Annotated in this window: 20 protein-coding genes and 1 tRNA gene; 5 read left to right on the top strand and 16 right to left on the bottom strand. The window is 31.3% G+C overall.

The genetic code is table 11. From position 1 onward, the window contains the following. Positions 1 to 173 precede the first annotated feature (173 nt). Positions 174 to 530: a PH domain-containing protein gene (locus tag LNQ49_RS14280; RefSeq protein ID WP_129540629.1), complete on the top strand. Its 357-nt coding sequence runs from the start codon at positions 174 to 176 to the stop codon at positions 528 to 530. A gap of 89 nt (positions 531 to 619) precedes the next feature. Here LNQ49_RS14280 and LNQ49_RS14275 read toward each other — a convergent pair whose 3' ends face one another. Genes LNQ49_RS14275 through LNQ49_RS14260 form a run of 4 tightly spaced genes read right to left on the bottom strand, consistent with a single transcriptional unit; the run spans position 620 to position 2828 of the window. Beyond that, on the bottom strand, positions 620 to 1378 hold the full coding sequence (locus tag LNQ49_RS14275) for a UDP-2,3-diacylglucosamine diphosphatase (protein ID WP_229989667.1): 759 nt from the start codon (positions 1376 to 1378) through the stop codon (positions 620 to 622). A gap of 15 nt (positions 1379 to 1393) precedes the next feature. Beyond that, the gene (locus tag LNQ49_RS14270; RefSeq protein ID WP_229989665.1) at positions 1394 to 1846 is read right to left on the bottom strand and encodes a 6-pyruvoyl trahydropterin synthase family protein; all 453 of its coding nucleotides are present in this window, start codon (positions 1844 to 1846) and stop codon (positions 1394 to 1396) included. Positions 1847 to 1878: 32 nt separating this feature from the next. Then, positions 1879 to 2055 (bottom strand): hypothetical protein, encoded by a 177-nt coding sequence (locus tag LNQ49_RS14265; protein WP_229989664.1) that lies wholly within the window; start codon positions 2053 to 2055, stop codon positions 1879 to 1881. A gap of 2 nt (positions 2056 to 2057) precedes the next feature. Beyond that, complete coding sequence (locus LNQ49_RS14260) at positions 2058 to 2828, bottom strand: enoyl-CoA hydratase/isomerase family protein (RefSeq protein ID WP_229989663.1); 771 nt, start codon at positions 2826 to 2828, stop codon at positions 2058 to 2060. Between the two features lie 106 nt (positions 2829 to 2934). On the opposite strand from LNQ49_RS14260, the gene LNQ49_RS14255 reads away from it, so the two are divergent. Further along, positions 2935 to 3008, top strand: a tRNA-Ala gene (locus tag LNQ49_RS14255). 460 nt (positions 3009 to 3468) lie between these two features. Continuing rightward, positions 3469 to 3849: a hypothetical protein gene (locus LNQ49_RS14250; RefSeq protein WP_229989662.1), complete on the top strand. Its 381-nt coding sequence runs from the start codon at positions 3469 to 3471 to the stop codon at positions 3847 to 3849. A 945-nt stretch (positions 3850 to 4794) separates the two neighbouring features. On the opposite strand, the gene LNQ49_RS14245 is transcribed toward LNQ49_RS14250, so the two are convergent. The 3 genes from LNQ49_RS14245 to LNQ49_RS14235 are packed head-to-tail and all read right to left on the bottom strand — an operon-like array spanning position 4795 to position 7609. Further along, the gene (locus tag LNQ49_RS14245) at positions 4795 to 5739 is read right to left on the bottom strand and encodes a lipid A deacylase LpxR family protein (protein WP_229989661.1); all 945 of its coding nucleotides are present in this window, start codon (positions 5737 to 5739) and stop codon (positions 4795 to 4797) included. Further along, entirely contained in the window at positions 5739 to 6497 is a 759-nt protein-coding gene (gene mtgA / locus LNQ49_RS14240) for a monofunctional biosynthetic peptidoglycan transglycosylase (protein WP_229989660.1), read from the bottom strand. The genes LNQ49_RS14245 and mtgA overlap by 1 nt, the downstream gene beginning before the upstream one ends. Continuing rightward, positions 6497 to 7609: an NAD(P)/FAD-dependent oxidoreductase gene (locus tag LNQ49_RS14235; protein ID WP_229989659.1), complete on the bottom strand. Its 1113-nt coding sequence runs from the start codon at positions 7607 to 7609 to the stop codon at positions 6497 to 6499. The genes mtgA and LNQ49_RS14235 overlap by 1 nt, the downstream gene beginning before the upstream one ends. Before the next feature lie 256 nt (positions 7610 to 7865). On the opposite strand from LNQ49_RS14235, the gene LNQ49_RS14230 reads away from it, so the two are divergent. Continuing rightward, positions 7866 to 9767: a S9 family peptidase gene (locus LNQ49_RS14230; protein WP_229989657.1), complete on the top strand. Its 1902-nt coding sequence runs from the start codon at positions 7866 to 7868 to the stop codon at positions 9765 to 9767. A gap of 198 nt (positions 9768 to 9965) precedes the next feature. Beyond that, the gene (locus LNQ49_RS14225) at positions 9966 to 12416 is read left to right on the top strand and encodes a hybrid sensor histidine kinase/response regulator (RefSeq protein WP_229989656.1); all 2451 of its coding nucleotides are present in this window, start codon (positions 9966 to 9968) and stop codon (positions 12414 to 12416) included. On the opposite strand, the gene LNQ49_RS14220 is transcribed toward LNQ49_RS14225, so the two are convergent. The 9 genes from LNQ49_RS14220 to rpmF form a co-directional block, all read right to left on the bottom strand. Next, positions 12413 to 13744, bottom strand: coding sequence for a sigma-54-dependent transcriptional regulator (locus LNQ49_RS14220; RefSeq protein ID WP_229989654.1), 1332 nt, complete (start codon positions 13742 to 13744; stop codon positions 12413 to 12415). The two genes, LNQ49_RS14225 and LNQ49_RS14220, sit on opposite strands and share 4 nt — an antisense overlap. A gap of 122 nt (positions 13745 to 13866) precedes the next feature. Further along, entirely contained in the window at positions 13867 to 14163 is a 297-nt protein-coding gene (locus LNQ49_RS14215; protein ID WP_229989652.1) for a hypothetical protein, read from the bottom strand. Between the two features lie 40 nt (positions 14164 to 14203). After that, on the bottom strand, positions 14204 to 14500 hold the full coding sequence (locus LNQ49_RS14210; protein WP_229989651.1) for a hypothetical protein: 297 nt from the start codon (positions 14498 to 14500) through the stop codon (positions 14204 to 14206). 37 nt (positions 14501 to 14537) lie between these two features. After that, positions 14538 to 14834 carry a hypothetical protein gene (locus tag LNQ49_RS14205; protein WP_229989650.1) on the bottom strand — a complete coding sequence of 99 codons (297 nt, stop codon included), beginning with the start codon at positions 14832 to 14834 and terminating at the stop codon, positions 14538 to 14540. Positions 14835 to 14884: 50 nt separating this feature from the next. Further along, entirely contained in the window at positions 14885 to 15181 is a 297-nt protein-coding gene (locus LNQ49_RS14200; protein WP_229989649.1) for a hypothetical protein, read from the bottom strand. A gap of 262 nt (positions 15182 to 15443) precedes the next feature. After that, positions 15444 to 16790 (bottom strand): acetyl-CoA carboxylase biotin carboxylase subunit, encoded by a 1347-nt coding sequence (gene accC / locus LNQ49_RS14195; protein WP_229989648.1) that lies wholly within the window; start codon positions 16788 to 16790, stop codon positions 15444 to 15446. Between the two features lie 88 nt (positions 16791 to 16878). Beyond that, positions 16879 to 17361: an acetyl-CoA carboxylase biotin carboxyl carrier protein gene (gene accB, locus LNQ49_RS14190; RefSeq protein ID WP_229989647.1), complete on the bottom strand. Its 483-nt coding sequence runs from the start codon at positions 17359 to 17361 to the stop codon at positions 16879 to 16881. 22 nt (positions 17362 to 17383) lie between these two features. Then, positions 17384 to 18382, bottom strand: coding sequence for a beta-ketoacyl-ACP synthase III (locus LNQ49_RS14185; RefSeq protein WP_229989645.1), 999 nt, complete (start codon positions 18380 to 18382; stop codon positions 17384 to 17386). 172 nt (positions 18383 to 18554) lie between these two features. Further along, a complete protein-coding gene (gene rpmF, locus LNQ49_RS14180) occupies positions 18555 to 18749 on the bottom strand; it encodes a 50S ribosomal protein L32 (protein ID WP_007137315.1) in 195 nt (64 codons plus the stop codon).

The raw sequence follows: 18749 nt of genomic DNA, 5'->3' as shown, positions 1-18749 counted from the left end.
TTTTACTTTCTCTTAAGCAATATGAACAGGAGCTATTCCTGTAAAGATTTATACCGCCAATCTTGACTGAATTTATGCTACTTATATAGTTAACAAAATTTAACCTTTTTTATTATTTTTTTATTTAGAATTAATATAAATAATAATTATATTTGTTTCTATAATTTTTGATCATGAGAGAAATAGAACAAATATATCACAACGACTTCGGAATTTCATTTTATTGGAAGAGCCATAATGAGACTCTTTTTGATAAAATACAATTGATCTTTAAAGAAACTGGATTTTACTTTTCTGTTTCCGAATTAAAAGATTTTGATGATTTAATTGAAGATAGCTTGATGACAAATGCATGCTGTGATGAATGTGCCTTAAAAAACAAGTGCCATAAATTTTTATTGAAAACTCCTTGTTCTCAAATAGATTTGGCAGTCTCTATGGATGAATTAAAAGCGATTGAGGACTTAGTAAAAGGTTCTTTATTTAAAATCCAATTAGAAGAATATGTTTATGGAGTAGGCCTAAACTAAGACAAATTTCTTTCTGTGTAACACATGAATTTTCATAATACAAGTATATTTTGAATATATCCGAAATATACTTGTATTAATAAAAATAGTTATTTTTCGAATTTCTTAAGTTCAAAAGTTTCCCCATCAAAAACTCCATAAGTAAAATACCCTATCCAATCTCCTAAATTTACATAATTAGAGTCCTCTCCTACTGGAATAATCATAGGCAAATGGCGGTGACCAAAAACAAAGTAGTTATAATGTTTGGTTTCTAATTTACGCTTAGCATACAACACCAACCATTCATTTTCTTCACCCAAAAATTTCACATCTTCGGCACCAGAAATCAATTTATTCTTTACAGATAAATATTGCGCTAATTTCACACCAACATCTGGATGAAGCCATCTAAAAATCCATTTTGAGAATGGATTTGTAAAGACTTTTTTCATTCTTTTATACCCTTTGTCCCCAGGACCTTTTCCATCACCATGTCCTATCAAAAATGTTTTTTCACCATAAGTAAATTCCATATTATCATGATAAACAGGAATATTAAGTTCCGTTTCAAAATAATCATTCATCCATAAGTCATGATTTCCTACAAAGAAATATACTGGAATTCCACTATCACGAATTTCTGCCAGTTTACCTAAAACACGAATAAATCCTTTTGGAACAACTGTTTTATATTCAAACCAAAAATCAAATAAATCACCTAATAAAAAAATTGCCTCAGCATCTTTTTTTACCTCATCGAGCCACGCAACAAATTTTTGTTCGCGAGGAAAACTTAATTCGGGTGTAGGTGCTCCAAAATGTTGATCCGAAGCAAAATAAACTTTTTTATTATTGGGTAATTGCATGAAAATAGATTTCGATTACAAATTATCGCTTGCGTACCATTCTGCAAATGATGATTCAGTTTCTTGAAGTTTTAAAGAGAAAAGAGAGATATTTGTTGGTAATCTTTTGATGATTCTTGTTGAAAAATCAACAACCATATTCTCACTTGTTGGCTGATAGTCAACTAAAATCACATGGTGACCACGATTTTTTAGTTCGTTTGCCAATTCAATATGTGGTGTTGTTTCATTAAAAACCGTAGCATGATCAAACTGATCTACGATTTCTTCTTTTATAATTTTCTTTAGATCCGAAAAATCAATTACCATTCCGTACTTTACGTTATTACGGTCTGTAATTGGTGAACCAATAACCGTTACTGAAAGCTTATAACTATGTCCGTGAACATTTTTACATTTTCCATCATAACCATAAAGTGCATGCCCTGTTTCGAAACTAAATTGTTTTGTAATTCTGATATTACTCATCGAGTTGTATTTTAGGTTGCAAATTTACTAAATTAAAAACCGTTTTTATCTCTTTTTTTAGCGCGGTTATACATCCAGTAGGCTACTCCAACCAAAATAACGAATGGAATAAAGGAACCTATAAGTACTCCTATTTGATAACTACTATCGGGAGCAGTCTTTATTTTCTCCGCAACATCCACTTGCTGAACGAATAGAATAACATTCATAACTATTGTTTTTTAAATTGCAATAAAGCCGATTTTGTAAAATCTGACAAAACTAATTTTCCTGAAATCTGAGCACGTTCCAAAAGTAATGAACCCCAATTTTCTGTGCCTTGCCAGATAATTTTCTTCATTTCTCCTAATGCTACTGGATTGTAACTTGCTAATTTCAACGCAAAATGAGATAATTCCTCATCCAACTCAACTTCGTTTTCTAATACTTTAGCAAAAAGACCCTTGTGATTTGCCCAAGTAGCCGATTTCCATTCATGAGGAGCAAGTGTCATCTCAGCCATTGCAGTTTTTCCAATTTTTTTAGAAACAGCAGGCTCTATAACAAATGGTCCAATTCCGATAGCCAATTCTGAGAGTTTCACAGCACTTTCTTGTGTACCAAAAGCATAATCACAAGCAGCAGCAATTCCAACTCCTCCGCCAACTGATTTACCATGAATACGTCCAATAATTATTTTAGAACAATTCCTCATAGCATTGATAAGATGTGCAAATCCAGAGAAAAACTCGGCTCCCTGTTCTTCATTTTCAACTGCTAAGAGTTCATCAAAAGAAGCTCCCGCACAAAAAGCACCACTACCTTCACTTCTTAAAATAATAACAGTGACAGTGCTATTTTTACTCAAATTATCTATTTCGGCAGTTAGTTTATTCAGCAAAACTCTAGGAAAAGAATTACTTGCAGGATGACTAAACTCCACCGAAGCTACATTATTTTGGATTATGGTATGAAGTGTACCATTTGTGTTTTCTGAACTCATAAAAAATAGATTTGATTGTAAAGTTACGATTTTGGTAACTATTTTAAGGTGATGCGTTTTGAAATTTGCTTTTTGCTAATTAAATGACTTTATTTGCTATCGGATTGGGGGATTAGCTCATTTGGCTAGAGTGCTTGCCTGGCAGGCAAGAGGTGATCGGTTCGAATCCGATATTCTCCACAAAACAACAAACCCTTGTAAATTTTACAAGGGTTTGTTGTTTTCAGATAATTCTGTTTTTAATTATCTTTCATTTGCTGAATCTTCAAAATCAACATCTTCTTTCTCTGATTTTTTCTAATGGAGACCTAAATTAAAACAATTACTATTACCGCAACAACCCCTAAAAATATCCTATTGATTTCCATAACTTTAATCTAAAAATGAAAATTTAGATTTTTTGCAACATCACAAAAGGTTAAACCTTAACATTACAAGAATTCAAAGTAGCATATTTTACTAATACAGAACAGCACTCTTTACTATCTATTTCCTTCATTATTAAAAAGGCATTTATTTTAATAATTTCATAAAAAATGGGTCTATACCTATAAATCTAAGTTAAACCTCTCAAGGAAATAGAGCCCGAAATTGTTTTTTGTTAGATTTGACTATTACTATTTTTAAACGCCAAAAAAAGATGAAAAATTTAATTTTACTACTCAGCCTTATTTTAATTACCTCTTGTTCATCAAGTGACGAAGATACACAAGGTGTTTTCAATTCTCCCTCCTGGATACAAGGAAGCTGGATAGACAATACAACCGGAGCGACCTTAACCTTTACTAAAAATGATATAAAATACAATTCGAATGGAAGTATTTATTCTTTCAGTAGAAATCAAATTAAAAACGCATCAAAGCAAAGCATACTACAACAAATAACCAAAACCGATGACTTATATATCGTAGATTTTGGTCAGGGTCTTGATGGATCAGTAATCAGATTCAACTTTTTAAAGAAGACAGATATCACAATAGAGTCAAAAGGACATCTACCCGGAAACTATACAAAGCAATAATTACTGACACAGTAAGTAAACAGCACAAAACCTCTCTATTTCAAAATATTATAAAGAAGACAAGAACAATAAATGATCCCTTTTACGCTAAAGTATTTATATAAAAAAATGTGTTTTTGTTTCCAACAAAATTTCCTTATCCCTAAAACCACAAAATAATTTAGAAAGTAAAATACGGCAGCAGTTAAAACCATCCATTTAAAAAATAGGGTTCAACTTTTAGTTAAAGTTGAACCCTATTTTATTTAGCCTCATTAGCAACCTCCTCTACAATTATCTTGACTACAATCCTACATAATTCTAAGCCTTAATTCAAAAGCTTCTTGAGGAACACTCCATAATAAATGTTCATTACCATAACATCTGATAGCAAATAATAAAATAGTTTCCGTGAAATTTGTTTTTCAATCTCTTGATAACCAAAAAATAATATTTAATTAAATCCCTTTTTACTCTTTTTTGGCACAATTAATGCTACAAACGAAATTGACTGTTACTTTAAATTAGTTTAACTAGTTATAAGTTACTTGATCAATTTTAAATAACACAGTTTAAAACAACGTGTAATTTGTTTTAAATAAATATAAACTTACAATTTAATTCAATTTTTAATTGTTTAGTAAGAAAAAAGCTTTATATTTGCTCAGTCATAAGAATCGAAATAATGATTTTTATAGTATACCAACTGGCTTATTTAAGTCAAGAGAATGATGAGAATTTTACAAAAAAGAGAAATATTTGTTTTTCAAATAAAATACAACATATTTTATATATTTCTGAATTAGTAAGTGGAAATAAAACACAATATTAAAAGTGTTTATTAAAAGAAAAACAAACGTCAAACCGTAATCTAACTTTAAATAAGTGATTACGGTTTTTTTATGCTAATAAATTAAAGCTTGTAGTTTTATAATAACTCTAACTTCATAGGACACACTACAAACCTTATTTCAACAAATAAGAAACTTGAATTGATCCATAAAAATAACCTGTATTAACATCATTTCTTATTTCTTTACTTCTATAGATGAATGCATAAGATAAATTAAGACTGTTCTTGCGGTATTTTAAACCTGCTTCAGCATTAAAACGAAGCGGGATTAAATTATATGTTACTGGGCTATTATCGTTAAAAAGACTTCCTTGAATTGTAGCATCATACAGTTGACAATTAATACTAGGAATTGCATAAAAATAAAATTCGCTTTGTTGCCCTGAATTAACATTCATTGAAGCGCCATGAAGATTGGAATCGTAAATTGGAACTAGTTTTTTAAAACCAATTCTTGTCATAAACCCTGTTTTTACTCCTGTGAAAATAGTCCCTAGATTAGCTTCTGATTGAAAGTTAAAATCGATATAATTGTAAGCTTTCTTTGGAAACAATTTTTTAGAATATAAAAAGTGTGTTTGAATTGCTAAAGCATTTTGAATCTGATGTTGCCAACCATGGACAGCTCTATATTGGAAGAAATTATGAAATTGTTCTTGCATCTCTTCTCCAAATGAGTTCTTACCAACAAAACCTAACTGAAAATCAAGCTTTAAGACTGATTCATTTTGATAAAAAATATTACGGCCTATTCCAGCAAAAAGATAGCCTGCAAACGGCCTATCGTTTGAAGCAATATCATCAGCATTTATAGTATGTGGATTATAAATATACTGACCTACTCTAAACTCAGTGATTTTTTTATTTACTTTTTCATTATTGTTTTCAGACAAAAACCTGTAAAAAAGTTCCAGTCCATTGGTATAATACTTATCATTTTTAGATGATGTATATAAATCATTGTCTGTGACAAAACCTATCTCTTGAGTTCTGCTTTGAGCAAAACCATAAGTTACAATAAATATCAAGATAGCGCTTAATGCTTTTTTTAGTATCATTAATAATCAATTTTACCAACGCTACGCATAATTATGACAATCTTATTTTTTCTTCTATTAATATAGCTTGAAGATCCTGTTGCTTTAAATTTACGTGGATTTGGCAGAATAGCAGCAATTCCTGCTGCCTGAATAGGCGTAAGACTCTTTGCACTCTTACGATACCAATGTTGCGTTGCAGCCTCAGCTCCATAAATACCATCACCCATTTCGATACTATTGAGGTATACTTCCATAATACGCTCTTTTCCCCAAACCAATTCTATTAAAACAGTAAAATAGGCTTCGAGTCCTTTACGGAAATAACTTTTTCCTTGCCATAAAAAAACATTTTTAGCCGTTTGTTGAGATATGGTACTTCCTCCTCTAATTTTTCTACCACGCTCATTACTTTTGTATGCTTTTTGTAATGCTTTAAAGTCAAAACCATTATGTTTTAAAAATGTTCCATCTTCACTCGCAATAACTGCTTTTTGCAAATTCATGGATATATTTTCAATTGGTTCCCAATCATGGCTAAAATAATTTTCTTTACCTGCCATTTTGTTTTCAATGCCACGAATTACCATTAAAGGAGTAAAAGGTACAGGCACAAATTTAAAAAGAACCACAAAAAATATTGAAACCCCAAAGAACCACAAAAGTAATTTGCAAAAAAAGCGGATAATTTTACTACCAAACGATCGATTATTCTTTTTAGAAGTTGGCTTTCCTTTACTTGTTGTTGTTTTTTTTGGTGCTGCTTTTTTAGTCGCCATTATATTAAATCTGCTAATTCTGTTCCTATTAAACTACCTATTGCTACTCCCATCCCTCCTAATCGAACGCCACAATATACATTTTCAGATAATTGAGTTACAATTGGATTTTTAGTATTTCCTACTCCCATTATCCCACTCCATCTATGAGCAATATCTATTTTTTGATTTGGTAAAATTACATTTTTCAACAAATCTTCCAATTTATTTTGTATTATTTCTGTATGCCCAAATTCGGCTGTCGTTTCTGTTTCAAAATCCAGATTTCTACCACCTCCCAATAAGATTCTATCCCCCACATTTCTAAAATAGTAATACCCTCTATCTAAATGAAATGTACCTTTAATTTCTAAATCATGGATAGGCTCTGTAATTATAACCTGTGCTCTTGCTGGCTTTACCTCTCCGTTTGTAAGCTTACTTGCAAATCCATTAGTCGCAAAAAGAATCTTATTTGTAACAAAACTAAAATCCCCCAGTACAACTTCAACAGCATTTCCCCTATCTAAATAAGAAGTTACAGTTTGTTGATTCAAAATTAAAATATTAGCTTCAATTGCTTCTTTTAACAGTGCCTGCATCATATTACCAGTATCTATTTGCCCCTCAAAAGGATTAAAAACTAAATACTCATGAATACCTTTAAACTCAAAAGAATCTATTTCTTTGGCAAAAACATCTGTCTTAAAAAATGGTTTAAGTATTTCATTTACAAAAGGCAATTTGCTAGAGCATTCATTATATCCTATTTCGTCATCTTTTAAAAATAACTCATATCCTCCATAAGGTTTAAAATCAATTGCATGATCTCCCAATCGTTTACGTAATAATTGCAATCCTTTCCAACGTTTTTCAATAAGCTTAATTACATCTTCTTCACTATGAAACTTTAAATCTTCAATTATTTCCGACAAGCTACCAAAACAAGCAAAGCCAGCATTTTTTGTACTTGCCCCTTGAGGTAGCATTCCTTTTTCTAAAATCAGAATTTTAGCTTTTGGAAACTTTTCGCGTAAGCGTAATCCCGCATGCAAGCCTACAATTCCACTACCCACAATAGTAAAATCTACATTTGTGAACCAATTTTTAAGTTCCCAATAACTTAACTCCATTTGATATTTTTTATAAAAATAGTGATTTTTTGAGTATTTACAATAAGAAGATTTTTACAGATTATGTGTTTCCTATAAACATTAACAAATAGTAATTCATATATAAAACTGTCAAAAATTACTTGTATCATTCTACTATTTTCTATATAGCCCTAATTAACTTTTATCTTTTATTTAAAACAATACCTACTCTATTATCATCAGGATGCTGGAATAAATTTTGTACTTTTAGAATCTTAAAAATTTAGTTTAAATTATGAAAAAAGTAATACTTACAACCTTAGTAATGATGAGCTTAAGCACCATGGCACAGAATGTAATGTCACCAGAACTATTATGGAAATTAGGAAGAGTTACAGCTCTTGGTCTTTCAAAAGATGGAAAAAACGTTGTCTATAAGGTTACAACGCCTTCAATTGCCGAAAACAATTCGCAATCAAAATATTATTCTTTACCTGTAAATGGTGGAAATGCAAGTGAAGTTTCGGATATAAAAACCGTTTTGGCTGATAAAAACATTTCTCCAGACGGAAAATTTTTAGTGTATAACGAAGAAGTAAAAATCGACAAAGTTTTAGGGAAGGATTTTTACCCTAATCTAGATAAATCTGATGCACAAATCTACGATGGTTTAGATTACCGTCATTGGGATACTTGGAACGAAGGCCAATTTAACCATGTTTTTTACAAAGAGAACAAAGATGGTGCTGTTGGGATTGATCTTTTAAAAGGAGAGAACTTTAATAGTCCTCAAAAACCTTTTGGTGGAGACGAAGATTACATCTGGTCTCCTGATAGTAAAAGTATTCTGTATGTAAGCAAAAAGAAAGCTGGAACACAATATGCAATTTCAACTAATACTGATATTTACGAGTACAACCTTGAAACTGGTAAAACAACAAATAGAACTGAAGGGAATTTAGGTTACGATATGGCACCACAATTTTCTCCATCAGGAAATCTAACTTGGTTGCAAATGAAACGTGATGGTTATGAAGCTGATAAAAACGACATTATTGTTGATTTTAGAGGTATGAAAATAAACCTAACTGCTAATTGGGATGGAACAGTAAATAGCTTTATGTGGAGTAAAGATGGTAAAAAAGTATTCTTTGTAGCACCTATTGATGGTACAAAACAACTTTTTGAAGTGAATTTCCCTGGATTAACAAAAATTGCAGTAAACGTTCATCGTATTACAAATGGTGATTTTGATGTGAATGATATAGTTGGTTTTGTAGGTGATAATATCATTGTTACCAGATCAGATATGAATCATGCTAACGAGATTTTTTCTTTTAACTTAAAAAAGAATACTTGGAATCAATTATCAAATGTAAATACAAATACATACAACACACTTACGTTAAGTAAAACAGAAAGACGTTATGTAACTACAACAGATGGTAAAAAAATGTTGGTTTGGGTAATCTTACCTCCAAATTTTGATGCTTCAAAAAAATACCCAACACTTTTATATTGCCAAGGTGGACCACAATCTGCTTTAACACAATCCTATTCTTACCGTTGGAATTTCTCATTAATGGCAGCTAAAGGCTATGTAGTTGTAGCGCCTAATCGTCGTGGAATGCCAGGTCACGGAGTAGAATGGAATGAGCAAATTAGTAAAGATTGGGGTGGACAGGTTATGAATGATTACCTATCTGCTATTGACGATGTAGCAAAAGAAAGCTACGTTGACAAAACTCGTTTAGGTTGCGTAGGTGCAAGTTATGGTGGTTATTCAGCTTTCTTTTTAGCAGGAATTCACAACAACCGATTTAAAACTTTTATTGCTCATGATGGTGTCTTCAACACACAAAGTATGCTAGGAACTACTGAAGAAGTTTTCTTTAACAACTGGGATTTTGGTGGTCCATACTGGGAAAAAGACAATGCAGCTGCTCAAAAAGCATACACTACATTTAACCCAATAAATTATGTGGATAAATGGAATAAACCAATCTTGATTATTCAAGGTGGAAGAGATTTCCGTGTACCAATAGGACAATCTCAAGAAGCATTTCAAGCTGCTCAATTGCGTGGAATAAAAAGTAGATTATTATATTTTCCAGAAGAAAATCACTGGGTGTTGAAACCACAAAATGCTCAAGTTTGGCAAGGTGAATTTTTTAAATGGTTAAGCGAAACACTTTAATCAAATTGCTCTAAACAAGACTAAAACAATTAAATAGTTTTATATAAAAGCCACAGATACTTAATATGTATCTGTGGCTTTTTTCAATTTCTAATTAAAATCATATAACATATTGACAACGTTTTATAAGCCTTAATCAGAAAATTTTAAATAAATTGCGAGAATATAAAAAAAACAAAATCCCTACAATTATAATCTATGGAGAGTAAAAACAGCTACATTCCGCTTAAAGTTTTTATAAGTTACATCGCATTAGCTTCGCTTGTAATTAGTGTGGGTTGGGTTTTATATACAGAGAATGTAATTTATTCAAGCATAGAAAGCAAAATTGCTTTTGAAAAAACCAAAATAATAAAAGTTAGTCAACTCTTTTCTAATGTATACAAAACTGAAAGTCTAGCTCGAAAAACAATTCAGTCTAATTCCGAAACCGACTTTGAACTCTATATCAAAGAATCTGACTCCTTACAAATTCGAATTGATTCCTTAAAAAAAATAGTTACTACCCAATCTCAAATTATTTTATTGGATAGTGTTAATTATTTATTGGCAGAAAAAACCAAAAATATTCGACAATTAAAATCCATCAAAAACAAAGCTAGTGATGAAGTTACTGTAAATAATGCCATTGATGAATTAACAAAACTCGAATTTTCATTACGCAAATTACAGCTTGAAGATTTCACCAAAAATCCAGAAAAACTAGGCACCTATCAACGTAATGTACTCCAAAAATATGTTGATTATCTCAATCAGAATATTCCTGATGACAGTACAAACACATTAAGCAAAAAAGCAACTGATTCAATTTTATCTACTTCTAAAAAATTATTAAGTTCAGTAAAAAGAGAGACTGAAAAGAAAAAGGAATCCCTCAATTACCAAGAAAATAAGCTTCTTAAAAATGAAATTTTAATTTCTGAACAACTCCGAAAAGTACTGCGCATTATTGAAAGAGAAATTATAATAAACTCCATAAAATACAACACTGACAAAGAAAAATCACTAAAAAAAATAAACCAGATTGTAACTGGTGCAGCCATTGTAGGTTTACTGCTTACTATCTTCTTTTCGATTCTTATTGCGAGTGATTTCTCCAAAACACAGCTTTATAAAAAACAATTAGAAATAGCCAACTTCAAAACGAGAAACCTCTTAAAGAGCCGCGAACAACTTATTTCTACAGTAAGTCATGACTTAAAAACTCCATTGAGTACAATTGTAGGCTACACCGAACTTTTAGACAATTCTGATATAAATACAAAGCAATCGTATTTTATCAAGAACATTAAAAACTCATCCAAATATATTTCGCAATTAGTACAAGACTTACTTGATTTTTCTCAAATTGAAGCTGGAAAAATTACAATCGAGAAAAAACCTTTCTTGCTTCCTGAAATTATAACCGAAGTTGCAAAAAACATTCAATCTGTTTACAATCAAAAAGACATAGAACTCATCATTCTTGCTGAAGAAAAATTAAATCAAAGAATAATCGGGGATTCATTTCGACTGAAACAAATCCTAAGTAATATCATTGGTAATGCTTATAAATTTACTGAAAAAGGTTTTATAAAAATCAACGCTACAATTAACGACAAAGGAGATTTTGTACTTATCAAAGTAGAAGATTCTGGTATCGGAATTGAGAAAAAAAATCAAAATCTAATATTCGAAGAATTCGCTCAAGCGAATGAAAACATTGAAAAAAAATATGGCGGAACAGGTTTAGGTCTTGCCATATCAAAAAAAATAGCTACCCTCTTGGGTGGTGATTTACACTTAAAAAGTGTTTTTGGCAAAGGCAGTACTTTTGAAATTCAACTTCCACTAGTTTTTGACAACGATTCAAAATCTGAACAAGAAGAACCAATTTTAGATGACCATATTGCTCCTATAACTTCTTCTAAAACTGCAATTGTAATAGACGATGACACTAATTTATTAGGTTTAACTTCTGAGGTTTTAAAACAACACAATTACACCGTTTTGGCTTTTAATAGCGCCTATGATGCATTAAAAACAATACAAGACACTCCTTTTGATTTTATCATAACCGATATTCAAATGCCGGAAATTGATGGATTCCAATTTTTAGAAAAACTAAAAGAAATACGTAATTCTCAATATCAAAATCAACCCATAATAGCTTTAACAGGAAGAGATGATTTGGATCTGAAAGCTTATACAGATGCTGGATTTACAACTGTTGTGAAAAAGCCATATTCACCTAAAATATTACTAAAAACAATACTTTCATTATTTGATAGTACTTCTAAAATTGAGTCTGAAGATAAAGATATTAGCATTTCTAATTTAGAAAAAGGATTCTCACTTGATTCTCTAAAATTATTTCTAGCCAATGACAAAGAAGCCCTTCAAGAAGTGCTTAAGACATTTATAAAAACAACTAAAGAAAACTTAATCGCTTTAGAAAAGAGCATCCTCAATAAAGACACCATAGAGATAAATGCAGTTGCACACCGAATGTCTCCAATGTTTAAGCAAATAAATGCCTCTGAAATCAGTGAAATATTAAATGATTTAGAACAAAATAAATACTCTGATGCTAACTTAGAAATAGCTTTCAATAAATTAAAAACTAAAATTAATACACTACTTCTAACTTTGGAAAAAGAAACAACTTAGTCTATATTATATTGTTTTAACTTATTGTATAGTGTTTTTCGGGTAATCTTCAGCATTTTTGCTGCTTCCGATTTATTATTTTTAGCCTTTGCTAAAGCATGAATAATCGCTTCTTTTTCATTTTCAGATAACGAAAAATCATTTGGCACCTGTTTTTGAATCTGAAAGAATTCTAACGGCAATACATTTGTTTCTATAAAGTCTCCCTGTGATAATAGGGTTGCTCTCTTGACACAGTTTTGAAGTTCCCTTAAATTTCCTGGCCATCTGTATTTTTGAAAAACAGCGACTACTTCATCCGAAAAGCCAATAATGTTTTTATTTAACTGTTCATTAGCTCTTTCAAGAAAGTAATCTGCAAAAACCATTAAATCCTCTTCTCTTTCAATCAATGAAGGAGAATGAATAGAAAACTCATTTATTCGATGATACAAGTCTTCACGAAAATCTCCTTTTTGTACAGCCTCTCGCAAATCTTCGTTGGTTGCTGTTACAATACGAATATCAACATCGATTTCTTTATTACTTCCAACAGGTTTTATCTTTCGTTCTTGTAAAGCTCTTAAAAGTTGAATTTGATTTTCATAAGAAAGATTTCCAATTTCATCTAAAAAGATGGTCCCTCCATTAGCAGCTTCAAAATAACCAATTTTATCTGTTATCGCTCCAGTAAAAGATCCTTTTAAATGACCGAAAAACTCACTTGCTGCCAATTCTTTAGGTATTGCACCACAATCTACTGCAATAAAATTATTTCCTTTTCTAGGGCTTTGTTCGTGAATACTCTTGGCAATGATTTCTTTTCCAGTACCACTTTCTCCAATTATTAAAACGGACATATTAGTTGGACTAACCAACTTAATATGCTCAGCTAATTTCTTTGAAGCTTTGGAAATTCCTTTTACAAACTCAAATTCATTTGATTTTTTTTGAGACTTTACTTTTTGCTCTTTCTCTGGAACTACCTCAGAATTTTGTAGTGCATTTGAGATTACTAATAAAACCTCTTCGGGATTAAATGGTTTCGAGATATAATCTGAAGCACCATTTTTTATTGCTTTTACTGCTGTATTTACATCTGAATACCCTGTCATTAAGATAACTGGAATTTCAGGGTACATTTTTTTAAATTCAGACATTAATCCAATTCCATCTGAATCTGGAAGTCTTAAATCGGTAATAATAAGATCAAAAGATTCGTTCTTAATTATATTTCGAGCTTCGTTTGCAGAAAAAGCAGTCACAACTGTGTATGCTTTTTTTGTTAGAAACTTATCTAATAATTTACAAAACGAAATATCATCTTCTATTAATAAAATCTTTGGCATTAGTGTTTGAACTTTTCATGCTAAAATAAGACTAAATTAATTGTATTCTCATAAAATTTTGCAAAAAAAAAGAGATTGCAGATGCAATCTCTTTCAAAAAAACCTAAACTAATCTACCTAAATTATATTTTTATCCAATTGCCATTGACATCTGAATAGACAGTAGCCTTTTGGTCACCAACTGAAATTTCTAATTTATATTCTTTCTTTTCATTCACATATGCCTTATCAAGTTTCACATCCGGATAAGCCTTCTGTAAAGCAGTTTTTACTGCCACTGGCACTGCGCTTTCACTAACTTCCGTGTAGCCGTCTTGCACAATTGCAACTTTAACAACTGGCTCTGTAACTGTTGTGGTTGCTGCATAAATTGACAGACTCCCTAAAACAATTGCTGCGGATAAGATTACTTTTTTCATAATGATATGTTTAATTTTAACTTCTTTGATTTGTAATCAATTATTTTTTGATCAAATTTCCTGACGCATCAGAGAAAATAGTATATTTTTTATCGCCATGAACGATTTCTAATTTATATACATTTTTTTCGTTTTTATAAGCCTTTTCAAGTTTTGCATCTGGAAAAGATTTTTCTAGAGTAGATTTTACTTCTGCTGGAAGTGCATCTGCACTAATCTCTACATATTCATCCTGAATACTAACTACTTTTACAGTTGATTCTGCAAGAGCTACCGTGGTAGCATTAGCTGAGAATCCTCCTAATACAATTGCTGCTGATAAGATTATCTTTTTCATGATACTAAATTTAGTGTTTATAAATTTCTAAATTGAATTATTTTTTAATCCAGTTTCCTGTTGCATCTGCAAAAAGACTACCTACTTTATCTCCTACAGTAACATCTAATTTGTACTCTTTGTTTGCATTTACATACGCCTTATTAAGTACTGCATCTGGATATGCTTTTTTCAAAGCTGCTGGAATAGCTGCTGGCAATTCTTCGATTTTAATTTCAGTATATTCTTCTTGAACCGATGTAGTTTTAACGTCTATAACTGAAGTTGGTAAAGTTGTTGCGAATGAAGATAAACTTCCTAATACGATTGCTGCTGATAAGATTAACTTTTTCATAATGATATAATTTTATATGTTTTTAATTTATTTTGATTTTCTAAATTGAATTATTTTTTAATCCAATTTCCTGTTGCATCTGCAAAAAGGTTACCTACTTTGTCCCCTACAGTAACATCTAATTTGTACTCTTTGTTTGCATTTACATATGCTTTATTAATCACTGCATCTGGGTATGCTTTTTTCAAAGCTTCTGGGATTGCTGCTGGCAATTCTTCAATTTTAATTTCAGTATATTCTTCTTGAACCGATATAGTTTTAACATCTATAACTGAAGTTGGTAAAGTTGTTGCAAATGAAGATAAACTTCCTAATACGATAGCGGCTGATAATATTAACTTTTTCATAATAATAGATTTTAAATTATTTGTATTGTTTTTACACTTCAGATAAAGAAATTATTATGCCGCAAAAATCAGAAAAAAACAAAACAAATCAACTTGTTGATTATCAGTATTTTGTGTTTTTAAAAATAAACAATAGCCAGTTACAAAGTGTGTAAAGTGGATAAAAAGTGTATAAAAAATACACATAAGTTGATTGCTAAAATCATAAACAAAAAAAAGCCTCACATTACTGTGAGGCTTTTTTTTGTTTATATGTAATAATCTATTCCAGATCTTTCATTTTAAATGTATCCATAAAAGCAGTCGTATAATCTCCTGCAATATAACGTGGATCATCCATTAATTGTCTGTGAAAAGGAATCGTTGTTTTCACACCTTCGATTACAAATTCATCCAAAGCTCTTCTCATCTTGCTAATTGCTTCTTCACGAGATTGTGCAGTAGTAATTAATTTAGCAATCATCGAATCATAATTTGGTGGAATACTATAACCAGAATACACATGGGTATCTAAACGTACACCGTGACCTCCTGGCATATGAAGCGTAGTAATTTTTCCTGGTGAAGGACGAAAATCATTATATGGATCTTCTGCATTAATACGACATTCTATAGCATGTAGTTCTGGTAAATAATTTTTCCCAGAAATTGGAATTCCAGCAGCAACCATAATTTGCTCACGAATCAAGTCATAATCAATAACTTGCTCTGTAATAGGGTGCTCTACTTGAATACGTGTATTCATTTCCATGAAATAGAAATTTCTGTGTTTATCAACCAAAAATTCTACTGTTCCTGCACCTTCATACTTAATAAATTCAGCAGCTTTTACAGCAGCTTCACCCATTTTAGTACGTAATTCATCTGTCATGAAAGGAGAAGGAGTTTCCTCAGTTAATTTTTGATGACGACGTTGTACAGAACAATCTCTTTCTGAAAGATGACATGCTTTTCCGTAAGAATCACCAACAATCTGAATTTCGATATGACGAGGCTCTTCAATTAATTTTTCAAGATACATTCCGTCATTACCAAAAGCAGCTAATGATTCCTGACGTGCACTATCCCAAGCTTTTTGAAGATCTTCAGCTTTCCAAACAGCTCTCATTCCTTTTCCACCACCACCAGCAGTAGCTTTAAGCATTACTGGATAACCAAATTCTTCGGCTAATTTTTGTGTTTGTTCAAATGATTCTAATAATCCTTCTGAACCTGGTACACAAGGAACTCCTGCTTCTTTCATTGTTGCTTTCGCAGAAGCTTTATCACCCATTCTGTCAATCATCTCAGGAGCAGCACCAATAAATTTGATTCCATGTTCCTGACAGATTTTAGAAAATTTTGAATTCTCTGAAAGAAATCCGTATCCCGGATGTATTGCATCTGCGTTTGTAATTTCTGCAGCAGCAATAATATTTGACATTTTCAAATACGATAAGTTACTCGGAGGAGGACCTATACAAACCGCTTCATCTGCAAATTTAACATGTAAGCTTTCAGCATCAGCTGTAGAGTAAACTGCTACAGTCTTAATCCCCATTTCCTTACATGTACGAATTACACGAAGTGCAATTTCCCCTCTATTCGCAATTAATATTTTTTTAAACATCTTTTTAAAATTAGATAATTAGATAATTAGATAGTTTGATTAATAGATTATAGAAAATTTCTAAAATCTAAAATCTAAAATCTAATTTTTATGATGGATCTACTAAAAACAATGGTTGATCAAACTCAACTGGAGACATATCATCTACTAAAATCTTAACAATTTTACCAGAAACTTCAGATTCAATTTCATTGAATAATTTCATTGCTTCAATAACACAAAGAACATCTCCTTTTGCAATTGTTGAACCTACCTCTGCAAATGCAGGTTTGTCTGGTGAAGGTTTTCTATAAAAAGTTCCAATAATTGGTGATTTTATAGTAATCAAATTAGAGTTTTCTGCAGCAGCTGGAGCTTCTGTAGTTGTTACTACTGGCACAACTTGCTGTGGCACTACAGCTTGCGGTAAAGTTGCTTGAGTAGGCAATTGTTGAACATACGTGGTTTCAGTTACATTACCTTCTAAAGTAGTTCTGATAGTGATTTTAACATCATCCATCTCCAACTTTACTTCAGCAACTCCCGAATTTGCTACAAATTTGATTAGGTTTTGAATTTCTTTTAAATCCATAATATTCGTTTTTAGTTTAAATTTATTTTTTATCGTAAGCCCATTTTAAGTAAATAGATCCCCATGTGAATCCACCTCCAAAAGCGGCAAAAATAATGTTATCTCCTTTTTTTAGTAAATGCTCAAAATCACTAAGTACCAATGGCAATGTAGCCGATGTTGTATTACCATATCTTTCGATATTCATTAATACTTTTGAGTCTTCTAAGTCCATTCTGCTTGCAGTTGCATCAATAATACGTTTGTTTGCCTGATGCGGAACTAACCAATTTACATCTTGATTTGTTAAATTATTTCTCTTAAGAATTAATTCACTTGCATCTGCCATATTAGTAACAGCATATTTAAAAACGGTTTTCCCGTCTTGTATAATATTATGTCTGTTATTCTGAACTGTTTCTAAAGAAGTAGGAATTAAAGATCCTCCAGCTGGTATTTTTAAAAAATCACGACCAACTCCATCACTTCGCAAGTATTCGTCTTGCAATCCTAAACCTTCATAATTTGGTTCAAACAAAACTGCTCCTGCTCCATCTCCAAATATAATACAAGTAGACCTATCTGTATAATCTACTATCGAAGACATTTTATCTGCTCCTATTAGTAATACTTTTTTGTATCTACCTGATTGAATATATGCTGCTGCTGTAGACATTCCGTAAAGGAAACTAGAACAAGCTGCTTGTAAATCATATGCAAAAGCATTTGTTGCTCCAATTTCTGTAGCCACATAAACTCCTGTAGAAGCTACTGGCATATCTGCTGTAGCTGTTGCCATTATTATCATATCAATCTCCAATGGATCAATATTAGCTTTGGCTATTAAATCTTGTGCTGCTTTTATAGCAAGGAATGAGGTTCCTTTATCAGTATCTTTAAGAATTCTTCTTTCTTTTATTCCGGTGCGGGTAGTGATCCATTCATCGTTGGTATCTACCATAGTTTCTAAGACTTTGTTTGAAAGTACAAAGTCTGGAACATAAGCTCCAACAGCGGTTATTGCGGCTGTGATTGTATTCATTATATTCAATTATTTCCTTTCAAATACTGGTATTTGAAAAATTTTTAAAAGACTTGAAAATTACAAAAAAAATTCTAAACGTATTGTCTTAATTTTCTTAAATAAAGAAAATTATAACCAACAAAAAAAACTCTCACATAGTGAGAGTTCTAATATCATTTACAAAAATGTATTAAGCAACAGCTACAGATTTATCTATAACAACTTGCCCTCTGTAGTACATTTTTCCTTCATGCCAGTAAGCTCTGTGGTATAAATGTGCTTCTCCAGTAATAGGACATGTAGCGATTTGAGCTACAGTAGCTTTATAATGTGTTCTTCTCTTATCTCTTCTTGTTTTCGAGATTTTTCTCTTAGGATGTGCCAT

Source organism: Flavobacterium pisciphilum (assembly GCF_020905345.1).
GTDB lineage: Bacteria > Bacteroidota > Bacteroidia > Flavobacteriales > Flavobacteriaceae > Flavobacterium > Flavobacterium pisciphilum.
This window is presented reverse-complemented; position numbering and strand designations above follow the sequence as displayed.